We start from the raw sequence: 18,159 nt of genomic DNA on the forward strand, positions 1-18,159 counted from the left end.
CCATCACCACCATTCCAACAGCGCCAAGGACAACCTGCGCGCCATCCATGCAGGCCGCCACTCGGCTGACCCGGCGACCAGTCCACGTCGCGAGCCCGTAGAAGTCGGCTACCCCGAGCACCCGGAGGGGGGCGCCCACGGTACTCACGCCCCACGTGGAGCGCCGACCGACCACGGTGGCCATGGTGGCCCTGACAGGCACGCGGGACACAGCGTCGCGATGTTCCGGGACAAGTTCTGGATCTCACTGGCGCTTACGGTGCCCAACCTGGTGTGGGGGCACATGCTTCCGCGTGTGCTGGGCTATTCGCCACCGCACGTGCCCGCCCAGCGCTGGATCGCACCCGCATTCGGGACCGCCGTGTTCGTGTATGGCGGGCTGATATTCCTCCAAGGCGCATGGCGCGAGCTGCGTGCCCGACTGCCCGGCATGATGACCTTGATCGCGCTGGCGATCACGGTGGCGTTCGTGTTCAGCGCTGCTGTCACGGTGGGCTATCCCGGCACGCCCCTGTGGGAGGAGCTGGCCACGCTGGTCACGATCATGCTCTTTGGCCACTGGATCGAGATGCGGTCGATCTCCCAGGCCCAGGGTGCCCTGCAGGAGCTAGCCAAGCTGCTGCCGAACACCGCGACACGCGTTCGCGATGGCGAGACCGAGGAGGTGCCGATCAGTGCTCTCAGGACCGGCGACATCGTCCTGGTACGCCCGGGGGCGGGCGTTCCCGCCGACGGCACTGTCACGGATGGGGCGAGTGAGGTCAACGAATCGATGATCACCGGCGAATCCAGGCCGGTGCAGAAGGGTCAGGGCGAGCGGGTGATTGCGGGGACGGTCAACGGAGCCGGATCATTGCGCGTCCAGGTCACAGGCACGGGCGAGCAGACCGCGCTGGCCGGGATCATGCGCCTGGTCGAGCAGGCGCAGACCAGTCGGTCCCGGGCACAGGCTCTGGCCGATAGAGCGGCGTTCTGGCTCACCATCGCGGCCATCGTAGCTGGCGTGGCGACGTTCGCGGCGTGGATGGCCCTTCGTCGCGACCCAGCATTCGCAGTGGAGCGCCTGGTCACGGTGTTGGTCATCTCGTGCCCACACGCGCTAGGCTTGGCGGTTCCACTGGTCATCGCCATCTCCACCACGCTCGGTGCGCGCGGTGGGCTGCTCGTCCGCGACCGCCGGGGCCTGGAGGAAGCCAGGAATCTCACCGCCGTTGTATTCGACAAGACCGGCACCCTCACCAGGGGTGAGTTCGGGGTGGTCGACATCGTAACCAGCGGTGAGATCGACGACCGAGAGGCGCTCCGGCTGGCAGCGGCGGTCGAACAGGACTCGGAGCACACCATCGCCCAGGGCATAGTCCGGTCGGCCAAGGAGCGCGGCATGGCGGTTCCCGTAGCTACCAACTTCCAGGCCATTCCGGGTGTCGGTGTGCGTGCCGTCGTAGATGGTCGCGCCCTGCTGATGGGCGGCCCGGCACTGCTCCGGTCACGTGGCGTCAGCCTGCCACCGCCCTTGAATGCTGCGATGGACCAGGCAGCGCAGCGAGGTCAGGCCGCCATCACCCTGCTCCAGGAGACCGGCGATGCAGCAAACGCTCGGCCGCTGGCGGCATTTATCGTGGCTGATGTGGTTCGGCCGGAATCCAAGGCCGCCGTGGACGAGCTGCACGCGCAGCGCATCAAGGTCGTGATGCTGACCGGTGATGCCCGGCCGGTCGCCCAAGCAGTGGCCACCGAGCTGGGCATCGATACGGTGTTCGCCGAAGTGTTGCCACAGGACAAGGTCGGCAAGGTGCAAGAACTCCAGCGAGCTGGGGAACGGGTTGGTATGGTGGGCGACGGGGTGAACGACGCCCCGGCCCTGGTCTCGGCCAACGTGGGTGTTGCCATCGGCGCGGGCACTGACGTGGCCGTCGAGGCTGGCGACATCGTGCTGGTGCGGAGTGATCCCCGGGATGTGCCGCGCATTGTACGGCTGAGCCGGGCATCATATCGGAAGATGGTCCAGAACCTGTGGTGGGCAGCGGGCTACAACGTGGTTGCCATCCCTTTGGCAGCCGGCGTCCTGGCGCGGCAGGGCATTCTTCTGTCGCCGGCCGTCGGCGCAGTCCTGATGTCGTTGAGCACGGTCATCGTCGCGATCAATGCCCAGCTCCTCCGGCGTTCAGCCATTTAGATGGCAAAGCGGGCCGCTGCATCCGCCTTTGGTGCCTGAGGGCATTCTCGCATCGCCTTAATCAATTCTTCACGAGAACCGCACTACGTTGGTGGCGTCGCTTAAGCGAGGAGCACAAGACAGTGGCTTCGGGCCGCAGCTTCACCGACCAGCGAGCGCGCGCGGAGCTGCTCAGCAGCTTGGGTGCGGGCGTGCTTGGTGCAGGGCTCGCCCTGCTATTCCGGGAATCACTGGGCGCATTGGCCGTGCCGCTTCTCGCCGCGGGTGCCGTAGTACACGCGCGGCCATGTACCAGAAGCATCGACTAGACGCGGCAGGGACGTCGCCAGGGTCGCCAGGGCCAGGTTGGATAGTATGGGCGTACTGGAGCTGTTCTGCTCGCGCTGGTGGGTTACGTGTGGTGGTGGCGCTTCTAGGGTTGGAGCATGCAACGAACGGGAGCTACCAATGATGGCACGAGTTACTGGCGGAGTAGTTGCCCTGCTGCTGAGCACGTCCGTCCTTGCCGCGCAGCAACCTCAGGGGCAGGCGCCTGATAGCCATGGCAGGATGGGTGGCCGCGACAATGCGCAAATGATGACGATGGACTCCCTGAACCACCGTCTCGACAGCCTCGCGGGCCGCATGAACCGGACAACTGGCAACCAGAAGGTGCAGGCGATGGCTGATGTAATCAATGAGCTGGTGAGCCAACGCAAGATGATGCAAGACCGCATGCACCGAATGATGGAACGCGGGGGCATGATGGGGACGATGGACTCCAGCACCACTGGATCGAAGGCCACCGTGAAGCCTGAGTCAGCGGCAACAGACTCCACCGACCACGCCGCGCATCATCCAGCTAAGTAACGAAGTTGGCGGACGCCGTCGTTCGTCCGACGTTCAGGGTGAGGGGGCAACATGGCGGAGTGGTCGCAGCGACGTGCCGTATGGGTGGCCAGCGCATGCATAGGTAGCTTGGCGCTCATTGCTCCGTACCACGCGGGTCGTTCCCCGCGCGAGCGGCGTCGCGGTCAGGAGGAAGTCGCACAGCTTCTCCTCGTCCTCGAACCCGCCGTCGAAGCCAACGCCGATGTCCTGACCCGCCCAAGCGTAGAAGGTGGTGAACACGCCCTCGACCCGGAAGAGTTCCTGGATGAGGTCTGCATTCGCCGGGATAAAGACGTCCTGAAACTGACCGGGGTGGAAGATGGTAAACGGCTCGCCGCAGAAGCCGAAACCGTTGCGCGCGACGTGGATCGCAAATAGGCCGTGGCGCGCGTCAAGGATGGCGAAGGGGAAGTAGCCCGACACGCTTCGTATCACGATGGAACCCGAGGCGTCCGGCGCGCTGGAGGTGGCCAGGGCGGGTGAGACCGGACCCGAGCCCGTGGGACCCGAATCGGAGCAGGCCCCGGCGCTCAACGTAGCCAGGGCGAGCGCCAGGAGAGACGTGGATGAGCGCATAGATACCTCCGGGGGAAATCGGATTAGGCGCGCAGGCCTCCGGCCGGGTCCTCGAACGGGCCTTCCTCTTGTGGCACCGCTGCCGGTCGGTACGTTCAACCCTAAGGGCCGGGCCTTCCCGCCCGGTCACTTGGCGCTGACTCGGCCGTCAAACGCTCCGTGGGCTTCCCGAGCGGCCATGATTCGACTCCACACGCTGGGCGCGATCGACCTCCGCGACGAAAGCGGTCGAGAGGTGCGTGCGGTCCTGGCCCAGCCCAAGCGTCTGGCGATGCTCGCCTATCTCGCCGCGGCCTCGCCCCGTGGCTCTCACCGACGCGACATCCTGCTGGGCCTCTTCTGGCCGGAACTCGACCAGGACCACGCTCGCAACGCGCTGAGCAAGGCGGTCCACTTCCTCCGCCGCTCGCTGGGCGAGTCGGCGCTGGTGTCCCGGAGCGCCGACGACCTCGGGCTCGACGGCGCGCTGGTATGGAGTGATGTGGCGGCCTTCGGCGCCGCCTGGGATGGCAATCGCACGGAGGAGGCGCTCGGCCTCTATCGGGGAGATCTTCTCCCCTCCTTCTTCATCCCGGATGCGCCCGGCTTCGAGCAGTGGCTGGAGCAGGAGCGCGCCAGCCTACGCCTCCGCGCCTCAGAGGCCGCCCGGCTTCGGGCCGAGTGGTACGAGGCCGGCGGCGACGCCGCCCAGGCGATCGAGTGCGCCCGGCGGGCGGTCGCGCTTTCCAACGGGGACGAGCGGCTCCTGCGACGCCTGGTCGAGCTGCTCGACCGACTGGGCGACCGATCCACCGCCCTGCACGCCTACGACAGCTTCGCCGGGAGACTCGCCGCCGAGCTCGAGGTGGACCCGGGCGCCGAGACGGTCGCGCTCATCGAGCGCATTCGGGCGGCGGTGTCGGCTCGGGCCTCCCCGCCCGCCGAACCAGTCGCCCCCAATGCCAGCCGGGATGCTGACGCCGCTCCGAGCCTGATAGGACAGGTGGACTGAGGAATGGAGCGGGGGTGCCGAGCGCAACCCCGCTTGAGATTATGCCGTGGATCGGTCTCTGGGTCTGCGCCCCGTCAAGTGTATCCGATGCTTGGATCCAGCGGAATCGCGCTCCGCGTGAATACTCCGCTGCCCCGCCCGAGCAACTTCCCCACGTTGTCGAAAAGATCGGCTTCGGCCAGAAACAGGCGTCCACTCCCGTGGAGGAGGCGGCCGACTGCCCGCATCTCCCCGCTCGTCACTGGCCGGGCGAAATGCACCGTGAATGAAACGGTGAGGACGAGCACATCGCGAACCCGGGAGTTCACGGCGAAGAACGCGGCATCATCCAGTGCCCGAAAGTACACCGAGCCGTGCACCGCGTGCGCCGCATGGTAGAACTCGGGACGTATCGCGAGGCGGACCTCGGCTTGGCCGTCAGCGATGGCGATCGTGGCGCCATACCACTGCGAGACCGGCGCAGCGGTGTACAGCCGCTCCAGTTTACGGTGATGCTCCGCGTCGGTCACGCTACTGTCCCCCCCGGCTACCGCGGGCGCCGATCCACGACCCGGACCGCCTTGCCTTCGCTCCGGGGCACGCGTTCGCGCTCGAGCACCTGGACCGCGATCGAAAGCCCGGTATGCTGGTGCAGGGCATGCTGGAGGCGGGATTGCAGCAGGCCGGGGTCGAGACCATCCCGGGCTGGCTCGCAGAGCAGGCTCAGCTCATCGAGCGGGCCCGGCCGATCCACCACGAGCTGATAGTGCGGCGCGACATCGGCGACGCTGAGCAGAATCCGCTCCACCTCCGACGGGTAGAGGTTCACCCCACGGATGATCAGCATGTCGTCGTACCGACCCTTGATCCGGCTCATCCGCACCGTGGTGCGACCGCAGACGCACGGCGTCACCTCGAGCGACGAGATGTCGCCGGTGCAATAGCGAATGAGCGGGAGCGCTTCCTTGGTGACGGGCGTCAGCACCAACTCACCCTCCTGCCCCGGGGCCAGAGGCGCACCGGTCTCCGGGTCGATGATCTCGGGCAGGAAGTGATCTTCCTGAATGTGGGAGCCGTTCCGGCCCTCGATGCACTCGGCCGACACTCCGGGCCCGACGATCTCCGCCAGTCCGTAGATGTTGACGGCGGCAAGCCCCAACCGGCGCTCGATCTCGCCCCGCAGCTCCTCGGTCCAAGGCTCGGCGCCGAAGATGCCCACCTCCAGCTCGAGGGTCCGCGGATCGATTTGTGCCGTCTCCAGCGCCTCGGCGATGCTCAAGGCGTATGAGGGGGTGCAACAGAGCACCTGCCCACGCAGATCCTGTAACAGCATCGCCTGCCGCTGGGTCAAGCCGCTCGAGATGGGCACGACCGTACAGCCCAGCAGATCGGCGCCCTGCTGGAGCCCCAGTCCACCGGTAAACAGGCCATAGCCGTACGCGTTATGGACCACCATGCCGGGCCGAACGCCGGCCAGGGCGAGGCAGCGGGCCACCGCCTCCGACCAGATCGCGAGATCGTTACGGGTGTAGCCGACGATGGTTGGCTTGCCCCGAGTGCCACTCGAGCAGTGGATCCGGACCAGCTGGGCCAGGGGGACTGCGAACAGTCCGAAGGGGTAGTGCTCGCGGAGGTCGATCTTCCTGGTGAATGGCAGGCGGCGCAGGTCGGCCAGCGAGCGGATGTCATCCGAGGTGGTGAGTCCGGCGGCTCGAAGCCGGTCGCCCAGTGGCGGGACCTTCGCGAGCACTCGTGCCACCGCGGTGCGGAGTCGCTCGAGTTGCAGCGCCTCCATGCGTTCCCGGGGGAGGGTCTCGACCTCAGGGTTCCAGATCATCGGCGGCATCCCGCCGCTCGAGCGCCCCGCGAAGCCGAACCAGCAGCTCCTCGATGGCGCCCTCCGACACGCTGCCGACCGAGAGCCGGAACCACCCCTGCTGACCATCGAAGCCGAAGGCCTCGAACGGCACCACAGCGAGGCCGGCCTGCTCGAGCAGGTAGCAGCGCATGGCCTCCGTCGAATCCAGGGCCCGACCTCCGGTACCAGGCCGCTCCGGCGAGCCGAACCGCACGCTGAGATACATGCCGCCCGAAGGCGCGACGATCTCGACGGGGAACCCGTCGCGCTGCAACGCCAGCATCCCGCCGTGCAGCCGTTCGAGCCGCCGGGCGAGACCGAGCTGCATGCTGCGGCGGGCGGCGGCGACCGCCTCCGTGTCGGCCAGCATCTCGGCCGTGGCGACCTGGGCCGGCCGCGGGGCCCAGGCGCCCACGTGACCCAGAAAGGCGCTGAACAGGGCCGACAGACTCGCTGGGGGGCACACCCAGCCAACCCGCAAACCGGTGGCCGCGAACACCTTGGAGATGCCGTCGACCAGGATAGTGTAGGGCGCTACCTCGGGGCGGAGCACCTGCGGCACGACGTGCGCGAGCCCGCCGAAGGTCAGCATCCAGTACACCTGATCGTAGAGCAGGTAGAGCGGCGGTTCTTCGGGAGGCCGCCGCGCGTTCTCCGCCACGACCGCGTCGCAGATGGCCCCGAGCGTCGCCGCATCGAACGCGGTGCCGGTGGGATTGACCGGGGAGCCGAGCACCAGGAGTCGAGCACCGGGAAGGGAGGGCGCCAGCATGGCCGCGGTCGGGAGGAAGGCGGTTTCACTCCCACACTGGATCGGAACCGGGGTGGCTCCCGCCAGCTCGCAATAGTTGTCGTTGTTCCAGGACGGCACCGGGAACACGACGCGATCACCTCGATCGACCGTGAGCTGATACGCCGTGAACAGGCCGGGCCGGGCACCGCCGGTGATCACGATCGAGCTGGCGGGAATTCTGAGGCCGAGCTCCCGGGCGTAGAGCGCCGAGACCTGCTCCCGGAGCGCCGGGATCCCCACCGCGGGCGGGTAGTTGGTCTCTCCGCGGCGAAGCGCACCCTCGATGCGCTCGAGCAGCGGCCCCGGAATCGGGAACTCGCGCGGGTCGAAGTCGCCGATACTCAAGTTGCAGATCTGGCGCCCGCCGGCCTGGAGCGCCCGGACCTCGTCGGCGATCGCCAGAATGCGCGATCCTGCCAGGCCGGCGAAGCGGCTGGGGGCTCGCGTCACGCCGCGGAAGACCGCTTCACGAGTGTGAGGATGGTGTAGACGGCGACCGGCTCGGAGCTCTGGTTGGTCACTTCCACGTCCCACGCCACTACCCCCTGCGGCACCTGCCCGTCCACGGTGTCTTTCGCCGTCTTCTGCTTGCAGGTGAGTCGGGCCCGGATGGTGTCGCCCGGGTAGACCGGCTTCACGAAGCGGAGATTGTCCAGCCCATAGTTGGCCAGGACCGGTCCAGGCGCCGGGTCCACGAAGAGCCCCGCGGCGGCGGAGAGCACGAAGTATCCGTGGGCCACCCGCCGCTCGAACAGCGAGGCCTTTGCCGCGGCGTCATCCATGTGGGCGTAAAAGAAGTCGCCGCTGATGCCGGCGAAGTTGACCACGTCCGCCTCGGTCACGGTCCGGCCGTGGGTCACCCAGGTTTCCCCGATGCGCAGCTCCTCGAAGTGCTTGCGGAACGGATGGATGCCGTCGCTCAGTTGGGGCCCGCCCTGGACCCACTGGCGTCCAACCGCCGTGAGTGTGGCGGGCGTGCCCTGCAGCGCCGAGCGCTGCATATAGTGGAGGACACCCCGCACGCCGCCCATCTCCTCCCCACCTCCGGCGCGCCCGGGGCCGCCGTGGATCAGCGGCGGGAGCGGCGAGCCGTGCCCGGTGGACTCCTTCGCGTTGTGGCGATTGAGCACCATGAGCCGGCCGTGATACGCGGCGGTGCCCAGCACGACCTCGCGCGCCACCCCATCGTCCGCCGTGACCACCGAGCCGCAGAGGCTGCCGCGGCCCAGCTTGGCCAGCGCGACCGCCTCGTCGAGCGCGCGGTACGGCATCACCGTATTCACAGGACCGAACGCCTCCACGTCGTGCGGCTCGGGCTTCCCGAACGGGGTGTCGCAGAAGTAGAGCAGCGACGGGAAGAAGGCGCCTTTCGCCGGATCGGCGCCCACCACCTCGAACCGATCCGGGTCGCCGTAGACGCGCTCGCAGGTGGCCGCGATCCGGGCTGCGCTCCCGCCGACCTCGCTCACCTGTGCGCGGCCTGCCAGCGGCCCCATGCGGACCCCGTCCACCGATGGGTCGCCCAACACGGCGCCGGCGAGCCGCTTGGAGAGCGCCCGGACAACGTCCTCGGTCATCCCCTCCGGCACGATGGTGCGCCGGATGGCGGTGCACTTCTGCCCCGCCTTGACGGTCATCTCCTTCGCCACCTCTTTGACGAAGAGATCGAACTCCTCGGAGCCCGGCGCAGCATCGGGGCCGAGGATACAGTAATTGAGTGAGTCGGCTTCGAGGTTGAACCGGACCGATTCACTGATGACGCGCGGGTGACTCTTGAGCTTCCGGCCGGTCGCGGACGACCCGGTGAAGGTGACGACGTCCTGACAGGTCAAGTGGTCGAGCAAGTCGCCCACGCCGCCGCAGATGATCTGGAGCGCGCCTTCCGGGAGGATGCCGGCGTTCACCATGGTGCGCGCCAGCCGCTCGGCGAGGAACGACGTCACGGTGGCCGGTTTGACGATGGCCGGCATCCCGGCGAGAAAGGTGGGCGCGAGCTTCTCCAGCATCCCCCAGCAGGGGAAGTTGAAGGCGTTGATGTGGACCGCCACCCCCTCGAGCGGTACGCATAGATGCCGGCCGAGGAAGGAGCCCCCCTTCGAGATTCGCTCCACGGAGCCGTCGACGTAGAAAGTCTCGTCGGGAAACTCCCGGCGTCCCTGGCTGGCGTACGCGAAGAAGGTGCCGATGCCACCCTCGATGTCGATCCAGGAATCGGCCTTGGTCGCGCCGGTGGCCGCGGAGACCTGGTAGAGCTCCTCCTTCCCGGCCATGAGGTGCTGGGCCATGGCCTTGAGCATCCGGGCTCGCTGGTGGAACGTCATCGCCCGAAGCTTCGGCCCGCCGACCCGGCGGGCGTACTCCACCATGCCCTTGAAGTCGAGGCCCTCGCTGGTCGATTCCGCGATCTTTTCGCCCGTCACGGCGTGGACCAGCTCGGTCGGTTTGCCGGTCCCTGCTATCCACTGACCCTGCGCGTAACTCTGCAGTCGCATGCCTTACTCTCCGTCGGCCGGGGCGGCCTGCCTGGTCTCGTGCCACGTCTGGTAGGACGCCTGCTGCTGGGGGCGGTCGGACGGTACCTGGCGGAGCGGATCAGCCGGCCGAAGCGAGTCGTGCAGCCGCCGCGGCAAGGCCTGGTAGAGGCGGGTGCCCTCGGTCTTCCACTGGAGCATGGCGTCCGAGACCTGCTTCACTACTCGCGCCGGATTGCCGGCGACCACCGTGCGTGGCGGGATGATCATGTCGGCCGGAACGAAGCACAAGGCGCCGACGATCGATTCCGCGCCCACCACCGCCCGATCCATCACCACCGCGTTCATCCCGACCAACGCGTTACGGCCGATCCGGGCCCCGTGGACCACGGCACCGTGGCCGATGTGCGCGCTCGCCTCAAGCACGACGGTCACGCCGGGAAACATGTGAATCGTGGAGTTCTCCTGGACGTTGCAGCCGTCCTCGATGATCACGCCACCCCAGTCGCCGCGAATCGCCGCGCCCGGTCCGACGTACACGTCCCGCCCGATCACGACGTTGCCGGTCAGCGTCGCATTGGGATGAATGAAGGCCGACTCATGGACGACGGGGATGAAACCTTCGAAGGCGAAGACGTTGGGCACGAGCCCTATACCCGAGCGATGATCGTCGCCATGCCCTGGCCCACTCCGACGCACATCGTGCAGAGCGCGTACTGCTTGCCGGTCTGCTTGAGCTCGTGGGCCGCCGTGAGCAGCAGCCGCGCGCCCGACATGCCGAGCGGGTGCCCCAGCGCGATGGCGCCGCCGTTGGGGTTGAGTCGGGGATCCCGATCGTCGAGGCCGAGCTGCCGGACGCAGGCGAGGACCTGGGCCGCGAAGGCCTCGTTGAGCTCGATGACGTCCAGGTCAGGGAGGCTGAGCTTGGTCTTGGCCAGGATCCTGCGCGTCGCGGGAACCGGCCCGAGGCCCATGGTCCGGGGCTCGACGCCCGCGACCGCGGTGGCGACGATGCGCGCCAGCGGTGTGAAGCCGAATTCCTCCACCGCGCGCTCCGAGGCCAGCAGCAAGGCGCACGCGCCATCGTTGATGCCGGACGAGTTGCCTGCGGTGACGCTCCCCTTGCCGTCGGTCCGGAACGCGGGTTTGAGCTTGCCGAGCCCCTCGAGGGTCGAGTCGGGGCGGGGGAACTCGTCCTGCGCGAAGAGGCGGCCCGGCTCGCCCCGGGACGCACCCGGCACCGTGACGGGGACGATCTCGGACTGGAATCGGCAGCGCTGCTGGCTGGCGGCGGTCTTCTGTTGCGACCAGAGGGCGAACTTGTCCTGGTCCGCCCGGCTGATCCCGCTCTCCGTCGCCACATTCTCCGCGGTCTGGCCCATGGAGTCCACGCCGTAGAGATCGCGCATCCTGGGGTTGACGAAGCGCCAGCCCAGGCTGGTGTCGAACAGCTCCGCGTTCCGGGCGAACGCCTGACTCGACTTGGAGAGCACGTAGGGCGCGCGGGTCATCTGCTCGACGCCGCCGGCGATGTAGAGGTCGCCGTCGCCCTCCCGCACGGCCCGGCTCGCGTTCGCCACCGCGCTCATGCCGCTGGCGCACAGCCGATTGACCGTCTCGCCGGGTACCGAGACCGGCAGCCCGGCGAGGAGCAGCGCCATGCGGGCGACGTTGCGATTGTCCTCGCCCGCCTGGTTGGCGCACCCGAGCATCACATCGCCGATCCGCTCCCGATCCAGGTTCGGGTGGCGATCGAGCAGCTTGGTGATGACGTGCGCCGCAAGATCATCGGCCCGCACGTGGGCCAGGCTCCCGCCAAAGCTTCCGATCGGCGTACGCACGCCGTCGACCAGAAATACCGGCTTCATGGGCAGTCGTGTTGAGTGGTCATCCGACCCGAATTATAGACCCATGAGCGGCATTGAACCACAGAGTCACAGACGACCGTAACACCCTCGGAGGAACCCGCCGCGAAATGCCCGAACCGGTGCACCGGGATACCCGAACCGCATTGGCGCCGTGGTCTATGGTCGCAGTTCCGATGTATTATCCACCCTCGCCAACGCGTCGAGAGGACCATCGATGGCCCATCGGTTCATTCTGTTCGAGGTCGATCATGGCGTCGCGCGCATCACCCTGAACCGACCCGACGTCCTCAACAGCATTCACACCGCCATGTCGGGCGAGATCCAGGACGTCCTGGCGCAGGCCGCGCGGGAGCGCGAGATCCGCGCGGTGCTCCTTACCGGCAAGGGACGCGGCTTCTGCGCCGGCCAGGACCTGGACGAGGTTCGCCCCGGTGCGGCGGTGGATGACTTCGCCGCCCACGCGCGGAAGGTCTACACGCCGTTGGTCCGTGGCCTCCGGACGCTGGAGAAGCCCGTTATCTGCGCCGTCAACGGGGTCGCCGCCGGAGCGGGGGCGAATCTGGCCCTCGCGTGCGACCTGGTCCTGGCCGCGGAGGAAGCCTCCTTCGTGCAGGCGTTCGCGAAGATCGGCCTGGTACTGGACACCGGCGGGAGCTTCCTCCTGCCCCGGCTGGTCGGGCTGGCCCGGGCGACGGCGCTCGCGATGCTGGCCGAGAAGATCACGGCGGCGCAGGCGGTGGAAATGGGGTTGATCTACCGGGCGTACCCGGCCGCGTCGCTCGACGACGAGGCGTCGAAGCTCGCCCTCCACCTCGCCACCCAACCGACGCTCGGCCTCGGCCTCACGAAGCGGCTGCTGAACGCGTCCTTGGTCAACGACCTGGAAGCGCAGCTCGAGCTCGAAGCCGAGTGCCAGGGCGCCGCCGGACGCAGCGCGGACTACGCCGAGGGAGTGGCGGCGTTCCTGGCGAAGCGGAAGCCGGTCTTCACCGGACAGTGACCCTGCGAGCCACCGATCCAACGGCCGTGTGCGTGGGTGTCCTCGGGGCGGGCCCCATGGGCGGCGGCATCGCACAGGTCGCCGCCGTCGCGGGACACCCGGTCGTCCTGCAGGACCTCGACGAGGGGGCCATCGTTCGGGCCCGCGCCGGGATCGAAAAGGCGCTGGCTCGGGAGACCGAGAAGGGCCGCTTGACTCAGTCGGCCGCCGAGGCGGCGCGGGGACGTGTCCGGTACGTGGTGGGCGGCGATATGAGCGGTTTCACGTCCTGTCACCTCGTCATCGAGGCGATCGTCGAGCGGCTGGGGCCCAAGCGCGAGAGCTTCGCCGCGCTCGAACAGGCGGTCCCGCCGGAGGCGATGCTCGCGACCAACACCTCGGCCCTGTCGATCACCACCATCGCCGCCGCCTGCCGACGGCCCGAGCGGGTGGTCGGCCTTCATTTCTTCAATCCCGCGCCGATCATGCCGCTGGTGGAGGTGGTGCGCGGGCAGGCGACGCCGGGGGCGCTGGTCGATGCTGCCTGCGCCCTGATCCAGCGCTGGGGCAAGACCACCGTGGTCGCCTCCGATACCCCCGGCTTCATCGTGAACCGGATCGCCCGACCCTACTATGGCGAGGCGCTCCGGATCCTGGAGGAAGGCATCGCCGATTGCGCCACCATCGACTGGGCGATGCGGACGCTCGGCGGGTTCAGGATGGGGCCCTTCGAGCTGATGGACCTGATCGGCAACGACGTCAACTTCGCGGTGACGTCAGCGGTCTACGAGGGGTTCTTCTTCGATCCGCGCTACAAGCCCTCGCTCACTCAGCGCCGCCTGGTCGATGCCAACCTGCTGGGACGCAAGACCGGCCGGGGCTACTACGATTATCGCAACGGTGCGGTCCCACCGGCACCGAGGGAGGACGAGGCCCTGGGGCGATCGATCCTGGACCGGATCCTGGCGATGCTGATCAACGAGGCGGTCGACGCCGTCTTCTGGGGCGTGGCCACGCCGGCGGACATCGACGTCGCGATGGTGAAGGGGGTCAACTACCCGAAAGGGCTCATCGCGTGGGCGGAGGAGCTGGGGTTTGGGGTCGCGCTCGAGCGGCTGGAGCGCCTCCAGGCGGAGTACGCTGAGGATCGCTACCGGCCGAGCCCGCTGCTCCGGCGCCTGGCCGCATCCGGTGGAACGCTCCGCGGGTGAGCGCCCTGCCGGCCGACCCGGAGCGGCGCGCGACTGCGGTCGTGAGCCACATGCTGGCGCACGACGAATTCAGTCGGTGGTTGGGCGTCGAGCTCATCGAGGTGGAGCCGACCCGGGTGACGATTCGCATGGTGGTACGGGAGGACATGACTAACGGGTTCGGAGTATGCCACGGCGGGGTCACCTTTGCCTTCGCAGATAGCGCCTTCGCCTTTGCCAGCAATACTGGAGGCCAGGTGAGCGTCAGCATCGAGAACAGCATGACCTACCCCTCGGCCGTCCGGGTGGGGGACGTGCTCGTGGCCGAGGCGGAGCAGGAGGCCAGCAGCCGGCGCCTGGGGTTTTACCGGGTGCGCGTCACCAGGAACGACGGCCTCGTGGTCGCCCTCTTTCGAGGCACGGTCTACCAGACGGACCAGCTGCACGACGTGGGGCACGATGGGAGTGAGTGAAGCCCGCGCGCCCGGAGCCCTGGGAGTCGCCTCCGAGCTCGACTGGAAGCGGGTGCTCTACCTGTGTCTCGCGTCCCGGGCGATGGACGACATCGAGGAGACCCGCCTGGTCCCCGAGCAGAAGGTGCTCTACCAGTTCTCGGCTCGCGGGCACGAGATGGCGCAGATCATCCTGGGAAACCTGCTGGACCACCCACACGATGCCGTGGGCGCCTACTACCGGTCGCGACCGATCCTAGTGACCCTCGGCCTGTCCCTCGAGGATGCCCTGGCATCTCCCATGGGAAAGTCGGGCGGCTTCAGCAACGGCCGGGACATCGGTGTGGTGTGCAACCTGCCGAAGTCGGAGGGTCCCATCGTGCTCCCGATGTCGGGGGACGTCGGCTCCCAGTACACCCCGACTGCAGGATGGGCGCAGGGTCTGGTCTACCATCGGGAGGTCCTGGGCGACCGCAGCTACGACAACTCCATCGCCGCGGTGCTGGGTGGAGAGGCCTCGGTTGCAACCAACGGCTTCTGGTCGGCGCTGACCATCGCTACCACACTCTCGCTGCCGCTCCTCTTCTATATAGAGGACAACGGCTACGGGATCTCCGTCCCGTCCAGCTTCCAGACGCCAGGAGGCAACGTCGCGGCCAACCTGGCGTCATTTCGCAATCTCCTGGTGCGCAATGGCGATGGCACCGAGCCCGCGGAGGCCGCCGCTCTGCTTCAGGAAACCGTAGCCCACGTTCGATCCGGGAATGGGCCAGCGTTGCTCCGGCTCACCGTGCCTCGGTTGAGCGGGCATTCGGCCCAGGACACCCAAGCCTACAAGAGCCAGGAGCGGCTAGCGGTAGAGCAGGCAAACGATCCCCTGCCCAAACTCTATCGTTTCCTCAAAGCCGGGGTGCTGTCGGAGCCGGAGATCGCGGAGATCGAGGCTCGCGTCAAAGCGGACGTCGATGCCGCCCTCGGCGCCGCGCTGGCCCGGCCGGAGCCGGAGCCATCCGAGGTGACCCGGTACGTGAACGCCGAGAGCCGGACCGATGGGACGTCCGAGCTCCAGCTGGTGGGCGGGCTCGCGCCGGCGGGGCATCAGTTTCCGCCGGGAAGCCAAGAGGCGAAGCCCGAGCCCACCCGCATCAACCTGCTCACCGCCATCCGGCGGACGCTGGAGCACGAGCTGGCCACCAACCCCAAGATGCTGCTCTTCGGAGAGGACGTAGGGCCCAAGGGTGGGGTGCACGCCGCCACTATGGGGCTGCAGGCCGCCTTCGGCGAGCGACGGGTGTTCGACACCAGCCTGTCGGAGGAGGGGATCATCGGTCGCGCGGTCGGCCTGGCGCTCTCTGGTCTCCTGCCGGTCGCGGAAATTCAGTTCCGCAAGTACGCCGACCCGGCCACCGAGCAGCTCAACAACTGCGGCACGATGCGGTGGCGGACGCACAACCGCTTCGCCGCCCCCATCGTGGTGCGGATGCCCGGCGGATATGCGCCAAAGTGCGGGGATCCATGGCACAGCGTCTGTGGTGAGGTGTTCTGGGTGCACGCACCCGGATGGCAGGTCTGCATCCCGTCGAACGCGGAGGACGCCGTGGGCCTCCTGCGCGCCGCGCTCCGAAGCGACAACCCGACGATCTTCTTCGAGCACCGGGCCCTGCTCGATGGGGCATCCGCCCGGCGGCCGTATCCGGGGGACGACTTCGTGCTCCCGCTGGGTAAGGCCAGGGTCGTCCTCGCCGGCGACCGGCTCACGGTGGTTACATGGGGCGCCATGGTGGAACGCTGCGAGCGCGCGGCGCGCGAGCTGGAGGGTTCGATCGAAGTGCTCGACCTCCGCACCGTGGCGCCGTGGGACCGGGATGCCGTGCTCGCCTCGGTCCGGAAGACCCGGCGCTGCCTGATCGTCCACGAAGACACGCTCACGGCCGGATTCGGCGCGGAGGTCGCTGCGGTGGTCGCGGAGCAGGCGTTCCTGAGCCTCGACGCGCCGATCTCCCGCCTCGCGATTCCGGACGTGCCGACGCCGTACAACCTGGGACTGATGAACGCAGTACTTCCCAGCGTCGAGGGGATCGCGGCCAAGATGCAGGAACTGCTCGAGTTCTGATCGAGGAGTCTGGAATGGCAGAGCTGATCGCGATCACGGCGCCGGCGGATCAGGCAGAAGGTACCGAGATGGTCGTGGGGACGTGGCTCAAGAAGGTGGGCGAGTCCGTCACCCAGAACGAGCCGCTGCTCGAGATCACGACCGACAAGGTGACGGTCGAGATCGCGGCCCCCGCCACCGGCACCCTCCGTGAGATCCTCAAGTCGGCGGACCAGCCGATCGTGGCGGGGGAGGTCCTCGGTCGCATCGAAGTGGGTGCGGCCGCAGCGGCTGATCCCACTCCGTCGCATGGACCCACCTCGAGCGACCAGCCCGCGTCAGCGGCCCCCGAGCAGACCCCCGCCGTCCGCCGGCTGCTCGCCAAGCATGCTCTCGACGCGTCGGCCATCCGTGGCACAGGCCGTGGCGGGCGGATCACGGTGCAGGACGTGGAGGCGCACGTCGCCTCGGGCGCGGGCACGACAACCAACGCCGAGCCAGGCACCTCCCCCAGCCGGAAGGTGCCCCACACCGGGATGCGGCGCAGCATCGCCCAGCATATGGTCCAGAGCGTCGCGGTGGCGCCGCACGTCACCACGGTGTTCGAGGCCGATCTCTCCGCGATCGTGGCCGACCGGGAGGCCCACCGCGCCGACTTCGAAATGGACGGGGTCAAGCTCACCTACACCGCCTATTTCATCCGCGCCAGCGTCGCCGCGCTGCAGGCCGTGCCGGAGGTGAACAGCCGGTGGCACGACGACGCGCTGGAGCTGTTCGGCGACTGCAACATCGGAGTCGCCACCGCACTCCCGCAGGGCGGCCTCATCCTGCCCGTCATCCACTGCGCCCAGACGCTCGACCTGCGCGCCACCGCGAAGCGGCTGCAAGACCTGACCCAGCGAGCCCGAGCCGGCGCGCTCGATCCCAAGGACGTGCAGCACGGGACCTTCTCAATCTCGAACCACGGCGTGAGCGGCAGTCTCGTCGCGGCGCCGATCATCATTCCGCAGCCCCAATCGGCGATCCTGGGCGTCGGCAAGGTGGAGCGGCGGCCGGTGGCGCGGATGCGAGAGGGAGTGGAGGTGGTGGAGGTGCGCCCGATGTGCTACGTCACACTCACCATCGACCATCGCGTGCTCGACGGCTATCAGGCGAACGCATTCCTGGCCCGCTGGGTAGAGGAGATCGAGGGTTGGAGTTGATGTAGGTGCATGATTTACCTCGCGTCGGCTGGACTGCTTCCCTTTTGGAGGAGCCCCTGGTTCGTCCCGCTTTTCAGTTTTTCCCTTTCCCGCTTTTTTCTCAGAACCCGAATCGATAACTCACCTTCCCCAGCAACACATTCGTCGCCGGGCCCTGAAACAGCGCATCCAGGCCGCTCCCCAGCGCGACGTTGCCGTTGGTCCCCGGGACGTCGCGCGCTTGGGTCCACACCAGGTAGATCGTCGAGCCGGGCCGGTACTCCCAGCGCCACACCATATTGAGATTGAAGTTCTTCTGGTTGAAGTCGGGGTTGGCAAAGGTGTACTCAGGGATCGCGTCTCCATCGAGGTCGATCCCATAGGTGCGATCGGTCGGCTCGTAGGCGATCTGATTGGTCGCGTAGGGCACCACCCGGTCGGCCGCCTTACTCGCTCGGGGATCCCGCACCTCCTTGAAATCGGTGTACGATCCCGCACTCAGAAACGGCTGGGCATAGAGCTGGAGCGTCATGTTGCGGCTGAAGGCGAAATCGGCCCGGGCCGTGAGCGAAACCGTGGCCTGGTCCAGTCTCCCCGTCACGAAATGCACTGATGTCGGTGACGCGACCTCGGCCGGCTGATCGACGTACTGCCAGCCACTCACCGTCCGGCCGAAATTGGGG

Annotated in this window: 16 protein-coding genes; 8 read left to right on the plus strand and 8 right to left on the minus strand. The window is 67.9% G+C overall.

Features of this window, described 5'->3' with window-relative positions; translation table 11 throughout:
* The first annotated feature begins 220 nt into the window (after positions 1 to 220).
* A complete protein-coding gene (locus VHR41_10865) occupies positions 221 to 2,176 on the plus strand; it encodes a heavy metal translocating P-type ATPase (GenBank protein ID HEX3234688.1) in 1,956 nt (651 codons plus the stop codon).
* Between the two features lie 447 nt (positions 2,177 to 2,623).
* Entirely contained in the window at positions 2,624 to 3,025 is a 402-nt protein-coding gene (locus VHR41_10870; protein HEX3234689.1) for a hypothetical protein, read from the plus strand.
* Between the two features lie 33 nt (positions 3,026 to 3,058).
* Here the strand turns inward: VHR41_10870 and VHR41_10875 are convergent, their stop codons facing one another.
* Positions 3,059 to 3,469 carry a hypothetical protein gene (locus tag VHR41_10875; GenBank protein ID HEX3234690.1) on the minus strand — a complete coding sequence of 137 codons (411 nt, stop codon included), beginning with the start codon at positions 3,467 to 3,469 and terminating at the stop codon, positions 3,059 to 3,061.
* Between the two features lie 331 nt (positions 3,470 to 3,800).
* Here VHR41_10875 and VHR41_10880 point away from each other — a divergent pair, with 331 nt between their 5' ends.
* Complete coding sequence (locus VHR41_10880) at positions 3,801 to 4,613, plus strand: bacterial transcriptional activator domain-containing protein (protein ID HEX3234691.1); 813 nt, start codon at positions 3,801 to 3,803, stop codon at positions 4,611 to 4,613.
* Positions 4,614 to 4,687: 74 nt separating this feature from the next.
* Here VHR41_10880 and VHR41_10885 read toward each other — a convergent pair whose 3' ends face one another.
* The 6 genes from VHR41_10885 to pcaF are packed head-to-tail and all read right to left on the minus strand — an operon-like array spanning position 4,688 to position 11,582.
* Complete coding sequence (locus VHR41_10885; protein HEX3234692.1) at positions 4,688 to 5,122, minus strand: PaaI family thioesterase; 435 nt, start codon at positions 5,120 to 5,122, stop codon at positions 4,688 to 4,690.
* 17 nt (positions 5,123 to 5,139) lie between these two features.
* Positions 5,140 to 6,429, minus strand: a complete 1,290-nt coding sequence (locus VHR41_10890; GenBank protein ID HEX3234693.1) for a phenylacetate--CoA ligase — start codon at positions 6,427 to 6,429, stop codon at positions 5,140 to 5,142.
* On the minus strand, positions 6,413 to 7,693 hold the full coding sequence (locus VHR41_10895) for an aminotransferase class I/II-fold pyridoxal phosphate-dependent enzyme (GenBank protein ID HEX3234694.1): 1,281 nt from the start codon (positions 7,691 to 7,693) through the stop codon (positions 6,413 to 6,415). Before VHR41_10895 ends, VHR41_10890 begins: the two co-directional genes overlap by 17 nt.
* Positions 7,690 to 9,735 carry a phenylacetic acid degradation bifunctional protein PaaZ gene (gene paaZ / locus VHR41_10900; protein ID HEX3234695.1) on the minus strand — a complete coding sequence of 682 codons (2,046 nt, stop codon included), beginning with the start codon at positions 9,733 to 9,735 and terminating at the stop codon, positions 7,690 to 7,692. The genes VHR41_10895 and paaZ overlap by 4 nt, the downstream gene beginning before the upstream one ends.
* Before the next feature lie 3 nt (positions 9,736 to 9,738).
* Positions 9,739 to 10,359, minus strand: coding sequence for a transferase hexapeptide repeat family protein (locus VHR41_10905; GenBank protein ID HEX3234696.1), 621 nt, complete (start codon positions 10,357 to 10,359; stop codon positions 9,739 to 9,741).
* Between the two features lie 5 nt (positions 10,360 to 10,364).
* Entirely contained in the window at positions 10,365 to 11,582 is a 1,218-nt protein-coding gene (pcaF, locus tag VHR41_10910; protein ID HEX3234697.1) for a 3-oxoadipyl-CoA thiolase, read from the minus strand.
* A gap of 214 nt (positions 11,583 to 11,796) precedes the next feature.
* Here pcaF and VHR41_10915 point away from each other — a divergent pair, with 214 nt between their 5' ends.
* From VHR41_10915 to VHR41_10935, 5 genes are read left to right on the plus strand one after another with little or no spacing between them, the layout of a single operon-like run.
* Positions 11,797 to 12,582, plus strand: coding sequence for an enoyl-CoA hydratase-related protein (locus VHR41_10915; protein ID HEX3234698.1), 786 nt, complete (start codon positions 11,797 to 11,799; stop codon positions 12,580 to 12,582).
* 32 nt (positions 12,583 to 12,614) lie between these two features.
* The gene (locus VHR41_10920; GenBank protein ID HEX3234699.1) at positions 12,615 to 13,772 is read left to right on the plus strand and encodes a 3-hydroxyacyl-CoA dehydrogenase NAD-binding domain-containing protein; all 1,158 of its coding nucleotides are present in this window, start codon (positions 12,615 to 12,617) and stop codon (positions 13,770 to 13,772) included.
* The gene (gene paaI / locus VHR41_10925; protein HEX3234700.1) at positions 13,769 to 14,224 is read left to right on the plus strand and encodes a hydroxyphenylacetyl-CoA thioesterase PaaI; all 456 of its coding nucleotides are present in this window, start codon (positions 13,769 to 13,771) and stop codon (positions 14,222 to 14,224) included. Before VHR41_10920 ends, paaI begins: the two co-directional genes overlap by 4 nt.
* A complete protein-coding gene (locus tag VHR41_10930; protein ID HEX3234701.1) occupies positions 14,217 to 16,316 on the plus strand; it encodes a transketolase C-terminal domain-containing protein in 2,100 nt (699 codons plus the stop codon). The genes paaI and VHR41_10930 overlap by 8 nt, the downstream gene beginning before the upstream one ends.
* 14 nt (positions 16,317 to 16,330) lie before the next feature.
* Positions 16,331 to 17,497: a 2-oxo acid dehydrogenase subunit E2 gene (locus VHR41_10935; GenBank protein ID HEX3234702.1), complete on the plus strand. Its 1,167-nt coding sequence runs from the start codon at positions 16,331 to 16,333 to the stop codon at positions 17,495 to 17,497.
* Between the two features lie 100 nt (positions 17,498 to 17,597).
* Here the strand turns inward: VHR41_10935 and VHR41_10940 are convergent.
* On the minus strand, positions 17,598 to 18,159 hold a 562-nt coding region (locus VHR41_10940), incomplete at its 5' end, for a DUF5916 domain-containing protein (GenBank protein ID HEX3234703.1).

It is taken from the genome of Gemmatimonadales bacterium, from assembly GCA_036265815.1.
Taxonomy (GTDB): domain Bacteria; phylum Gemmatimonadota; class Gemmatimonadetes; order Gemmatimonadales; family GWC2-71-9; genus CAVVWJ01.